The sequence below is a fragment of the Wolbachia endosymbiont of Drosophila mauritiana genome, assembly GCF_004795975.1.
GTDB lineage: Bacteria > Pseudomonadota > Alphaproteobacteria > Rickettsiales > Anaplasmataceae > Wolbachia.
The window spans coordinates 787,192-799,624 of sequence record NZ_CP034335.1; the positions used below are offsets into that span (position 1 = coordinate 787,192).

9 protein-coding genes are annotated in these 12,433 nt (G+C 33.1%); 7 read left to right on the forward strand and 2 right to left on the reverse strand.

The window, feature by feature from the left end:
- Positions 1-289 precede the first annotated feature (289 nt).
- Positions 290-1,027: a type I glutamate--ammonia ligase gene (locus tag EJB00_RS03850; RefSeq protein ID WP_135353062.1), complete on the forward strand. Its 738-nt coding sequence runs from the start codon at positions 290-292 to the stop codon at positions 1,025-1,027.
- A 3-nt stretch (positions 1,028-1,030) separates the two neighbouring features.
- Here EJB00_RS03850 and EJB00_RS03855 read toward each other — a convergent pair whose 3' ends face one another.
- Entirely contained in the window at positions 1,031-1,783 is a 753-nt protein-coding gene (locus EJB00_RS03855; protein ID WP_015588607.1) for a hypothetical protein, read from the reverse strand.
- A 161-nt stretch (positions 1,784-1,944) separates the two neighbouring features.
- On the opposite strand from EJB00_RS03855, the gene EJB00_RS06545 reads away from it, so the two are divergent.
- The 6 genes from EJB00_RS06545 to ubiA all read left to right on the forward strand — a co-directional run bounded on the left by EJB00_RS06545 (position 1,945) and on the right by ubiA (position 10,239).
- Positions 1,945-3,936 (forward strand): efflux RND transporter permease subunit, encoded by a 1,992-nt coding sequence (locus EJB00_RS06545; RefSeq protein ID WP_251373703.1) that lies wholly within the window; start codon positions 1,945-1,947, stop codon positions 3,934-3,936.
- 17 nt (positions 3,937-3,953) lie between these two features.
- Positions 3,954-5,018, forward strand: a complete 1,065-nt coding sequence (locus EJB00_RS06550) for an efflux RND transporter permease subunit (RefSeq protein WP_251373702.1) — start codon at positions 3,954-3,956, stop codon at positions 5,016-5,018.
- Positions 5,019-5,105: 87 nt separating this feature from the next.
- Positions 5,106-6,659, forward strand: a complete 1,554-nt coding sequence (gene nusA / locus EJB00_RS03865) for a transcription termination factor NusA (protein WP_015588606.1) — start codon at positions 5,106-5,108, stop codon at positions 6,657-6,659.
- A 7-nt stretch (positions 6,660-6,666) separates the two neighbouring features.
- Positions 6,667-8,988, forward strand: a complete 2,322-nt coding sequence (gene infB, locus EJB00_RS03870) for a translation initiation factor IF-2 (protein WP_015588605.1) — start codon at positions 6,667-6,669, stop codon at positions 8,986-8,988.
- Between the two features lie 9 nt (positions 8,989-8,997).
- The gene (locus EJB00_RS03875) at positions 8,998-9,348 is read left to right on the forward strand and encodes a ribosome-binding factor A (protein ID WP_015588604.1); all 351 of its coding nucleotides are present in this window, start codon (positions 8,998-9,000) and stop codon (positions 9,346-9,348) included.
- 3 nt (positions 9,349-9,351) lie between these two features.
- Positions 9,352-10,239, forward strand: a complete 888-nt coding sequence (ubiA, locus tag EJB00_RS03880) for a 4-hydroxybenzoate octaprenyltransferase (protein ID WP_135353061.1) — start codon at positions 9,352-9,354, stop codon at positions 10,237-10,239.
- A gap of 149 nt (positions 10,240-10,388) precedes the next feature.
- Here the strand turns inward: ubiA and EJB00_RS03885 are convergent, their stop codons facing one another.
- Positions 10,389-12,122, reverse strand: coding sequence for an ankyrin repeat domain-containing protein (locus tag EJB00_RS03885; protein ID WP_135353060.1), 1,734 nt, complete (start codon positions 12,120-12,122; stop codon positions 10,389-10,391).
- Positions 12,123-12,433: the final 311 nt, after the last annotated feature.

Genomic DNA, 12,433 nt, shown 5'->3' on the forward strand with positions numbered 1-12,433 from the left:
AGATAACCAATAGCTTACTGCAAGATAAAAAGCTAACACTACTTAATACATACTTAAAATTATGTAGATTTTTTGACGAGTTGTAAAGAGTATAAAAGCACTAAAATTGATCATTTTTTTGAAATAAAAACAATCAATTTGTAAATGTCGCTTGTACCGAGGGTTAGAAGTATGTTATTAAAAAAACAGTAATATATTATGTATAAATAAGATATTAAATTTACTGATAAATAAGTAAAGTACTCGCATAAATATAGCTAATTTAGTATAAATTTATTAAAGCAAATTTATGATTATATTAAGTAATTTGAGTCATAATACTGTATTCGGTATTGAACTGGAGTTTTACACTGAGGGAATAAAAAAAGAATATTTATTTCTGAATAGCATCAAAAATAAAATAGCTTCTCTTGGATTTTTTTGTGAGAAAGAGAGTTCTTTAAACCAATATGAGATAAAAAGTGGCTGTTATACGAGCTCTGATAATTTAATTATGCATTTTGAGTTGGCAAAACAATTACTTACTGAAGTAGCACAAAAACTTGGGGGAAATGTTTCTTTTAAAGCAAAGCCTTATCTGGATAGAGCAGGCAGTGCATTAAATGTGCATGTTAACCTTATGAATTCAAATAACGATAACTTATTTTACAGCAGCAAACAAAAATATAGTGACCACCTGATTCACAGCATAGGTGGACTATGTGCAATGATGAAAAAACATATGTTGTTTTTTGCTCCAAATGATGATTCATATTTAAGATTTCAGTACCCAGATATTCATACTCCAACGACGATTAGTTGGGGAGTGAATAACAGAACTGCTGCAATAAGAATCCCCTATTTTGGCAACGATTCCAAAAGATGCCGCCTAGAGCACCGTGTTCCTGGAGCAGATTGTAACCTTGAAAAAGTACTCACAGCAATAATTGAAGGTATAGTTTTTGGTATAGAGAACAAAATTGCTCCGCCAAATAGAGTGTATGGGATTGCATCTGATCCTCAATATAAGATGGAGAGTTTGATATAGCAACTACCTGTTAAACCCTAACCCATTAAACTCCTTTGAGGTAATTGGCCATTCTAGCACTTTCCTCACATCATTATTTACATTCCCATACCGTAATAGCAAGTCTGCAGCAGATAGTTTCTGCGTACTTTTAGACTTAGGCCCTATATTGGGAAGGTTGCTTGGTGGCTGCTCAGGAAGTGGATTACCAGATACATCCATGTGTTCAGGAAGAGATTTCATCTGATTCTTTATAGAGCTAGAGCTATTTTGTGTAAGAGTTTTATCATCTGGCATGCCAAGAATAATTTTCTCAGGCACTACCATAGTTTTTGTATAATCAACAGGATTACTATTTTCAGCATCTATAGTTACATGAATTGGTTCGCCAAACGCATTTATAGGGCCACCAAGTGATCCTTTCTCCATGCGTTCTTGTGCTCTTTTCCTTATTATTTCTTCTTCTAACTCAGTTTCAGTTCTTTCTGGTTCTTTTACGGTATCTTTTTCTTCACCTTCATCAACACTGATATACCCTTCATCTTCTGAAACTTTATCTCCTGAAACACCAGTAATTTCAGCAGGCTGTTCTTTTTTAGTTCTTATTTTATGAATCAGCAAAAGTAATAAGTAAGTAACTGCAGCAGCAGTAACTATAATGGCTATTTTTGCAGCAATGTGAATCACTGTCAAAAACACTAAGGTTGATGAAAGCCCAATCAACCCAGATACGATCACTTTATTCTTGCCTTCTGTCACACTTAGAACTGCTACCATAATAATCCCTCAAATACCATACTAAAGTTATATTATATAGAAATTTTCTTACGCTTGCAAAACTGTAAAAATTTTAATCATTTACATAAAGACATATAAGGATTAATTAATATATAATTTATCTTAGCTATAATATGATATAAATACGTATAATGTTTGGCATGAAAAGCTTACTTGTAGAGAGGAATAGAACAGTAATATTATTGCTTATCGTGATTTTTACCTTCGGCTCATACACTTATATAAAGATGCCAAGAGAAAGCAATCCTGATATACAGATTCCTATAATTAGTGTATTTGTCGGGTTTCCTGGTATTTCTGTCGAGGATAGTGAAAAGCTATTAGTGCTTCCTATAGAAAATGAACTAAGATCCATCGAAGGTGTAAAAGAATTGAGAGCTTTTGCAACTAATGATGGTGCTCACATGATAATCGAATTTAGAACAGAGTATAATAATAAAGAAGTGCTCGATAATGTCCGTTCAAAGCTTTTAAACATAAAATCAAAATTACCTATTGAAGCAGAATCTCCGATAATCAATGAAATAGACTTGAGCTTATTTCCGATACTAAACGTTGGCTTGATTGGTAATTTGCCGGAAAGAGCTTTAACTGAAATAGCACGCAAACTAAAGAAAGAAATAGAAGCTCTGCCAAATGTTCTTAAAGTTGAAGTAGCAGGTATGCGTAAAGAAACAGTGGAAGTTATAATTGAGCCCACAGTTCTAACAAAATATAACATTCAATCAAATGAGATATTTCAAGCTATATCACACAACAACAGATTGGTAGGAGTCGGATCACTAGAAAATGATACCGGTAAATATTCGATTAAAATATCAGGGTTATTAAAAGATATAGAAGATATTATGAATATTCCTATTAGATCTCAAAGTGATGCAGTTTTGAGAATCAAAGATATAGCAAAAGTATACCTTGGGTTTGAGGATCACCAAGGATTTGCTCGTATTAATGGACTACCTAGCATTGTACTAGAAATTTCAAAACGTAATGGAAAAAACATAATAGACACGGTAAATCAAGTAAAATACTTAATGGACAAAGCAAAAGATCAATTACCTGAAAATTTAAAAGTAGTTTATTTGAATGACCAGTCAAAAAATGTACGTGATGTGCTTGACGACTTGGAAAATGGTATAATATTTGCCGTATTACTAATACTAACCATAATGATGCTCTTTATGGGAACAAGGGCTGCTATTCTTGTTGCACTATCAATACCTGGCTCCTTTCTCATAGGAATAATGGCTCTTTATCTAATGGGTATTACTCTAAATATAGTTGTGCTCTTCAGCCTAATTATGGCAGTTGGCATGCTGATTGATGATGCAATTGTAATCAGCGAATATGCTGATAGAAAGATGATTTGTGGCATGGATAAAGTAGAAGCCTTTTGCACCTCAGTTCATGATATGTTCTATCCAGTTTTATCATCAACATTGACTAAATTAGCAGTGTTTTTCCCTCTGTTACTCTGGCCCGATACAGTCGGTAAATTTACGCAGTACATACCAATCACAATAATTCTAACTTTAACTGGATCGCTAATTATGGCTTTGGTTTTTATACCAACACTTGGTGCAATATTTGGTAAACCTTCAATAACTTCAAAAAAAGAAATAATAAGAATGAGTGCTATAGAAAGTGGTGAGGTAAAAAATACTGGGCTTATAATAAGAACTTATGTACGTATGTTAGAGAAAGTCTTAGATCACCCCAAAAAATTTGTATGTGTTGTTGTATTTGTTTTATTTTTGTCTAGTATATTATATTTTACTTTTGGTCCTGGATTAAAGTTCTTTCCGAATGTAGATTCAGATAACATTTTAATCAGCGTTAAAGTAAAAGAAAGCTTATCAGCCAAAAAACGAGATTTGATACTTAAGAAAGTAGAAGAACGTATTTTGGGTGTTGAAAAAGAAATTTATGTTTTTTATGCTCGATCAGGAATTTTTTCAGACAACGTTATTGCCAAAATTCAATTGGAACTTGTAGATTGGCGCTGCAGGCGCAAAGCTAAGCAAATACTAAATGATATAAGGAGCAGTGTGCAAAACATAAAAGGAGTAATAATTGATGTACAGGACAAAAGTCAGGACCATCAGCTGACAAGCCAATACAAATTAACTTAAGCGGAAGTGCATCCAACTTGAATTCAGTAGCAGAGAAAATCCTAAAAATTATGGACCAACCTTCATCTGGATTTATAAATATTCAAGATAGTAGATCAGCACCTGAAATAGAGTGGAACATGAGTATTGATAAGAGTAAGGCTACAAGCTCTGGAGTAAGTGTTGCAACCATCGGTGATTTTATAAAGATGGTTACAAATGGAGTATTAATTGGAAAATATAGACCAAATAACGCAGATGAAGAAATTGATATTGTACTACGTTTTCCCAGAAAGAATCGCAACATGAAAACTATAGATAACCTTTTTATTAACACAGCAAATGGACCATATTCTATGAGTAGCATAGTGAAATACGTTCCCGAAAAAAAGGCAAATAAACTAAGTAGGATTGATGGATCACGCACAGTAACAATCTCTGCTGACGTTGATACTGGCTATCTTGTTGATGAAAGAGTTAAGTTCATTCAAAATTCGATTACTCAAGACTGTAGTAAAGGAGTAAAGATTAATTTCAAAGGTGACAAGGAAGATCAACAGAAATCAGGAGCATTTTTATTAAAGGCTTTTATATTAGCAATTACATTGATGATATTGGTGCTAGTGGCACAGTTTAACAACATATACTATACATTTATCGTAATGACAGCAGTGTTTTTATCAACAACATGTGTATTTTTCATTTTCTTTCTTATTCAGAAAGTTTTTGTAGTTGTCATGTGTGGAGTGGGGATAATTGCTTTAGCAGGAATTATAGTGAATAATAATATACTATTGCTTGATGCCTTTCATCAGCAAATTAAGGTGCGCAAAAATAACATTAAGCAATGTATAATAAACGCTTCAATTTCTCGAATCAGGCCAATACTACTTACCGTTGCAACTACAGTTCTTGGTTTAATACCGATGATTACTAGGTTAAATATCAGTTTTTTTACGCTACAAATCACATATGATGCTCCATCAAGCCAGTGGTGGGTTGATATTTCAGCAACCATAGCAAGTGGAATATTGGCTGCAACGGTCTTAACTTTATTCTTTACTCCGGCATTGCTTATCATACAAAGACATGAAAAAACTTGACTTAAATTAGCAATCATTCAACATTTAAGATAGCGTTCTTTACATGTTGAAGCTATAATTATAACTAATTAAATTGGATTTATTTATATGATTGCTAATCGTAAAAGCAGTGTTAAGCAGAAAAGCAACAAGAATAACATAGTTGGAAGCCTTGATGTAATAAAAACAGCGGGAGAGCTCTCACTTCAAAAAGGTTTGGATTTTAATATTATAATAAATGCACTTAAAAGTGCTATCGAAGCAGTAGCTCAACAAAAGTATGGTAGCAAAAGTAAAATTGTAGTTAATATAGATAGAAACACAGGCAAAGTTACCTCATATAGACAACTAAAAGTCATTAATGATGAATCAAATGAAAATGAGTGTGACTTAATTAAGTTGACACAAGCTAAGTTAATAAAAGAAGATGCAAAAGTTGGAGATACTATTAGTGAGTTGATTTCTCTTAACACTGATCTTGTTTCAGCAAGAATTGCCCAGCAAAAGATTTCTGAAATAATCAAAGATGAAGAGTTAAAAAAGCAATATGAGGAATTTAAAGACAAGGTAGGAGAAATGAGGTATGGCATCGTTAAACAAGTAGAATATTCAGATCTTATTATAGACATAAACGGAATTGGAGCATACCTTCCTTTACGAAACTTAATTGGTGGTGAGTCATTTCGTGAAGGCGATAAGGTTAAAGCTTACATACAGGCTGTTAAGCGCTCTGACGATGGACGTCAAATCATTCTTTCTAGGGCTCATGAAGGCTTTTTAGAGGCATTGTTGAATCAAGAAGTACCAGAAGTTGCTGACGGATTGATAACAATTAAAGGTATAGCTAGAGACGCTGGTTCAAGATCTAAAGTTGCTGTTTTTTCATCTGATAAGAATATCGATCCAGTAGGTGCTTGCGTTGGAGTTAAAGGAGATAGAATAAAAACTATTATACACGAATTAAGCGGTGAAAAAATCGACGTCATACATTACTCATCAGATTTGGGTCAATTTGTTATTAAAGCCATTACTCCTGCAGAAGTATCAAAGGTCATTATTGACGAAAATGAAAATTGTATAGAGTTAATAGTTGCTGAAGATCAATTGAGTTTAGCTATAGGAAAAAAGGGTCAGAATGTAAGATTAGCTTCAGAGCTTGTTGGATGGAAAATTGAGATATTAAGCACTCAGCAAGAATCAGAAAGAAGAAATAAAGAATTTAGTCAATGTTCAGTTTTATTTGCTGAAGCTTTAAACTTAGAAGAGATTATGGGCCAATTATTGGTAACAGAAGGTTTTTCAAGTGTAGAAGATATATCTAACACTTCAATTAAGGAACTTGCTTCAATAGAGGGCTTCAATGAAGATATTGCAAATGAACTTCATAATAGAGCAAATAATTACCTGAAAGCAGAGAATGATAGAAAAATAGAAGAGCTAAAAAATTTAGGTATGGAAGACGATGTAATCAACTTAGCCTTATCAATAGATAATAAAATTGCTCTTAGTAAACATAATATTAAAACTTTAGAGGACATAGCAGATTTATCAAATTATGAGTTTTGCAGCATACTCTCTTCCTCAACTAACAATAAAGACAATCTAAAAGATACAGCAGATTTAATAATCATAGAAGCACGCAAAAAGCTTGGATTAATATAAAAACAATATGAATAATGAAGATATCAGTAATAAAAAATTAACCCTACAAGGCTTAAGCAAGCTTAAATTAGACATTAATTTAAACTCTTTAGATAGTCAAAGTACTGGTACTACAATAGTAAAAAAAAGAAGAAAAATTCATTCTGCAGAAGAATATAGTTTATTTGACGAGAGTAAATTAGGCTCTTTAACTGAAAAAGAACAAATTTCCCGCATTAATGCTGTACAGAATGCTACTTTGCTGAAAGAAAGGAATCAGAGAGAACAAGAAGAGAAAATAAAAAAAGAAGAAAGCAATCAAGAAGCTGAAGATAAAAATGAATCACACTCTGTACCTAAAGAAATAAATAAGGAAGTTTTAAGTAATACTAACTCAGTTGAACAAAAAGAAGATAGTATTGAACATGAGAACAATGATAAAAAGTCTTTTAAAGCTAGCAAAGATATATACTCTAAGCATTCTAAGCTAGTAATTACACAGGCAATAGATGAAAGAAATGCACACCTCCCTGTATTTAAGCAAAAATTTGGTATAAGAAGTAAACAATCAAAGTTTACTAAGGGTAAAAATATAGCAAGAGAAGTTATTATACCAGACAAAATAACTATCAGGGAATTATCTATTCGTATGGCAGAAGATAGCAAAAGTGTGTTAAAAATGTTTAAAGAAGAAGTTGGTGAGAATTATAGAGTAGATGATACAGTAGATCCAGATATAGCATGTGAAATAGCAAAAAAATTTAATCATACGGCTAAACGAGTAAGTGATGCTGATAAAGAAAAGAATTTACTCTTCATAAGCAACAGAGAAAACTTACCTAAAAGACTCAAACCACCTATCGTTACTTTTATGGGACATGTCGATCATGGTAAAACATCATTACTCGATGCATTTCGTGAATCCAATGTTGCAGAAAGAGAGTCAGGTGGCATCACTCAACACATAGGTGCTTATCAATTAACGACAAAAAATAAGCAAAAAATTACCTTCATTGATACACCAGGGCATGAAGCGTTTACTGCAATGCGTGCACGTGGTGCCAATATTACTAATATAGTTGTAATAGTAGTTGCAGCTGATGATGGAATCATGAAACAAACAGTTGAAGCAATAAACCATGCAAAAGCAGCAAATGTCTCTATTATAGTTGCCATTAATAAAATTGATAAATCACAACCTGGCGATGTAGAAAGAATAATTAATAGTTTGCCTCAGTATGACCTCATCCCCGAAGAACTTGGTGGTGATGTTATAATTGTGCCAGTATCAGCAAAAAAGAAAATCAACTTAGATAAACTAGAAGAGGCAATTTTATTAATTGCTGAATTAATGACGCTAGAAGGAATAGAGGATTGTCGAGCACTTGGATGGGTAATAGAGTCCAAAATAGATAAAGCTAAAGGAATATCAGCTACATTAATAGTTGAAGAAGGAACATTAAAGATTGGTGACATATTGATAGTTGGTACAACATACAGCAAAGTACGCAGTATGATTAATCACCTTGGTCAAAGAGAAAAAGCGGCACTACCTTCTACTCCAGTTGAAGTTACTGGTTTAAATGGTGTACCAAATGCTGGAGATAAATTTGTTGTTGTAAACTCTGAAAGGCAGGCTCGTGAAATTGTTGAATACAGGTTAGAATTAATCAAGAAAAAGCAAGAAGATTTAGACGACAGTAATTTAGATATATTCAGTCGTAATAATAGTGAAACAGAAGAACTATCTGTAGTTTTAAAGTGCGATGTAACTGGTTCTATTGAAGCAATATCAAGTTCAATTGATAAGCTTGGTAAAGACCAAGTGAAATTAAATATTCTACACAAAGCAGTAGGAGGAGTAACAGATTCAGATGTGCTGCTTGCAGAAGCATCAAGCGCAGTAATTTTAGCCTTTAATGTAAAAGTGGATTCAAAAATAAGAGAATTAGCAAAACAAAAAGGTATAGAAATACATACTTACAATATAATATATGAGCTTATTGAAGACATGAGGATGTATCTAACTAAAATGTTAAAGCCTGTTACACGAGAGGTTCGTGTTGGTTCTGCATCTGTAAGGCAAATATTTAATGCATCCAAAGCCGGTAATATAATCGGATGTTATGTCACTGATGGAGTTATAAAAAAAGACTCTTTAATTAAGGTAGTACGTGGCAGCAAATTGGTGCATGAAGGAAAGTTAAAAGCACTACGTAGATTTAAAGATGACGTTAAAGAAGTAGGTGTAAACTTTGAATGCGGAATATCGCTAGAGGGTAATATCGATATTAAAGTTGGAGATATTTTGGAAGCTTATCAATTAGTGCAAGAAGAAAGGACGTTATAGTAGTTGAATATGAAAAAGGAAATTAGAAACCTAAAAGTAGCATCGGTATTACATAGGGCAATATCAAAAATCTTAATGGAAGGTAATGTTCTTAATGAAAAAGTAGTAGTATCTGATGTAAAGCTAAGCAAAGATTTGAAGAAAGCAGATGTATATATTGTGTTATCTTCATTGAACATCCAAAATGGTAATGATGATATCAGCACTGTTGTTAATGAAATGAACCAATCTGCATGGTCAATACGTAAATCTATATTGTGTTATGTTGATTTGCGATTTATACCTGAGTTAATTTTCAAGCCTGATTTAGCATTCGATAATTTTGTCAATGTAAGCAAAATATTACATAATCACACTTAATTAATGTACTTCAACCATTATTTCTCATTAATGAGGATACACAGTTTAACAGGTTTATGGCTTGCGCTATTTCCTAGCTTAAGTGGCATTCTTTTAGCCTCAATTTCTCTATCATATCAGGCTCTTTTTCTCCTTGTTTTGTTTACTATAGGTGCATTTTTAATGAGACCCGCAGGGTGCATAATCAATGATATCTTCGATAGAGAAATAGATGCGCACGTTGAACGAACAAAATATAGGCCACTTGCAAGTGGTGCATTAAACATAAAGCAGGCTTTGGCTTTACTTTCACTGTTACTGTCTATTGCTCTGTTAATCTTATTATTAACCAATAAAACTACTCTTATACTTGGAATAATTTCAATGTGCATGATAGTTATCTACCCCTTGCTAAAGCGTTACGTTTGGTGGCCACAATTGTTTTTAGGGTTTACTTTCAACATGGGATCACTCATGGGTTCAGCAGCAATAACAAACCAGATTAGCATAGAATCCTTGCTATTTTATATAGGATGCGTCTTTTGGACGCTTAGTTATGATACTATATACGCTCATCAAGATAAAAAAGATGATGAGAAATTAGGAATGAAATCTACTGCATTATATTTTGGCAATACAACAAAATCTTGGTTGAAAAGATTTTACTTAATATCCTTAATGGCATGGTTGTACGCTGGTATACTATCATCATTAAATAACATCTTTTATATTGCTTTACTTGCCATAGGATTCATATTTCACCACCAACACAAAAATTTCAATCCAGACGATTCTAATCAATGCATGTCCATATTTAAAAATAATTCCCAGATAGGACTCCTGCTCTTTTTCGGTATCCTTTTAGATAGAATTGTAAATTCTACTTTTGTATCCGTTCAGATGCATGGCTAATGTTAAATAATATAACCATTTCCAGCAGTAAAAATCAGCTAATGAGAGAAGTGTTTATTTTGGATGTGCTGGTCTATTAAATGTTCTACACAAATTTTCCTTTATATCAAATTTATTTTTTGATTTGACACACTTTTTTGAATGTTTTCTCAGCATTTCATTACCTTCTCTCTCTTTTCTCTTTCTCCATTTCCTGGCTCAATATTTACACATGACATTTTTCTTTGAGGATGCCTTGATAGTGGTTCATATCCAGAAGGTCCTGGCTGTGATTTTGATAAATCTTCTATTGCCTCAAATTTTCGCTTTTTCACTTGATAAGATTCATCTACTTCTTGACGGGTACTATAAGGGAAAAGGTTTGACTGCACCGTATCAAGCATTTCCTTACTACTATAGTTTGTCACAGCTTCAAGACACACCCTTTTGAACTCCTCAGAAGAATATGCATGGCTCTCAATTATATGGGAAGAAAGCATTTTATGATTATAAGCTGCTAACATTGCATATTGTTCTTTTGGCGATCCTGCTTTATCTAATAGAAATTCTAACACTTCAATATCAACTTCAGCAGCAGCTTCTCTAAATGCTTCATAATTATTGGCCGCCAACATTGCATGTCGTTCTTCTGGTGATCTTGCTCTATCTAATAGAAATTCCAACACTTTAATGTCAACGTTAACAGCATTTACCCTAAACGCTTCATAATTATTAGCCGCCAACATTGCATGTCGCTCTTCTGGTGATCCTGCTCTATCCAATAGCAGCTCCAACACTTCAATATTACCTTCACTGGCAGCTATTCTGAATGCTTGACAAGCATTAACCACCAACATTATATGTTGTTCTTCTGGCGATCCTGTTCTATCCAATAAAAACTCCAATGCTTTAATATTACTTTCAGCAGCAGCTTCTCTAAATGCTTCATAATTATTAGCCGCCAACATTGCATGTCGTTCTTCTGGTAATTCTGCTCTATCCAGCAGCAGTTTCAACACTTCAACATTACCATTACCGGCAGCTACTCTAAATGCTTCATAATTATTAGCTGCCAATATTTTACTCTGTACATCTAGTAATTTCGCTTTATCCAATAGAAACTCCAATATTTTAATATTACCACTGTCAGCAACTGCCCTAAATGCTTCATAATTCTTCACTGCTAACATTGCATGTAGTTCTTCTAGTGATCCTGCTCTATCCAGCAACAACTTCAACACTTTAATATTACCTTCACTGATAGCTTCCCAAAACGCTTCGTAATCATTAGCCGCCAACATTTTATTCTGTACATCTAGTAGTTTCGCTCTGTCCAATAGAAACTCCAACGTTTCAATATCACCACCATCATTTGCAGCTACTCTAAACGCTTCATAATCATTAGCCACCAACATTTCACGCTGTACATCTGATGATTCTGTTCTATTCAATAAAAGTTCCAGTACTTCAGTGTGCCCCGCATAAGCAGCTTTTCTAAATGCTTCATAATTATTAGCTGCCAACATTTTATACTGTACATCTAGTAATTTTGCTCTGTCCAATAGAAACTCCAATACTTTAATATTACTTTCAGCAGCAGCTTCTCTAAATGCTTCATAATTCTTCACTGCTAACATTGCATGTAGTTCTTCTGGCAATTCTACTCTATTCAGCAGCAGCTCTAATACTTCAGCATTATCATTACTGGCAGCTTCTCTAAATGCTTCATAATCATTAACTGTCAACATTTTATTCTGCACACCTAGTAATTTCGCTCTGTCCAATAGAGATTTCAACGTTTCAATATTACCTTCAGCAGCAGCTTCCCTAAATGCTTTATAATTATCAGCCGCCATTAACATTTTATATTTAATATTTTTCTGTGATTGTTGTGTTTCGTTCATAAATTACCTCTAACCTAGAGATACATTATGCAGCATAAATACTTAATATTTTTCAACATTACTGTACTTACATTTTTAAGCATTATAAATGCTTGTATTTTTTGTATACTTCTTCGATTTTTGCTTTCTTTAGGAAAATTTCTATTGCACTTTTATCATAAGATAAGCATAAACTTTTCTTACCATAATTTTTCTTTTCCATTTTTTAATGAATTAGTATTACATATTGCTAAAAATTTAAACAATATAACCATTCTCGGCGCTCAAAACTAAAAAATGTGAGAATTGTTCGTTTTAGGATGGGTTAGTCT

What these genes read in the sequence shown, in the direction of transcription:
- EJB00_RS03885 (WP_135353060.1), bottom strand. Translation starts at nt 12,122, where the DNA reads ATGAACGAAACACAACAATCACAGAAAAATATTAAATATAAAATGTTA.
- nusA (WP_015588606.1), top strand. Translation starts at nt 5,106, where the DNA reads ATGATTGCTAATCGTAAAAGCAGTGTTAAGCAGAAAAGCAACAAGAAT.
- EJB00_RS03850 (WP_135353062.1), top strand. Translation starts at nt 290, where the DNA reads ATGATTATATTAAGTAATTTGAGTCATAATACTGTATTCGGTATTGAA.
- EJB00_RS06545 (WP_251373703.1), top strand. Translation starts at nt 1,945, where the DNA reads ATGAAAAGCTTACTTGTAGAGAGGAATAGAACAGTAATATTATTGCTT.
- EJB00_RS03875 (WP_015588604.1), top strand. Translation starts at nt 8,998, where the DNA reads ATGAAAAAGGAAATTAGAAACCTAAAAGTAGCATCGGTATTACATAGG.
- ubiA (WP_135353061.1), top strand. Translation starts at nt 9,352, where the DNA reads ATGTACTTCAACCATTATTTCTCATTAATGAGGATACACAGTTTAACA.
- EJB00_RS03855 (WP_015588607.1), bottom strand. Translation starts at nt 1,783, where the DNA reads ATGGTAGCAGTTCTAAGTGTGACAGAAGGCAAGAATAAAGTGATCGTA.
- infB (WP_015588605.1), top strand. Translation starts at nt 6,667, where the DNA reads ATGAATAATGAAGATATCAGTAATAAAAAATTAACCCTACAAGGCTTA.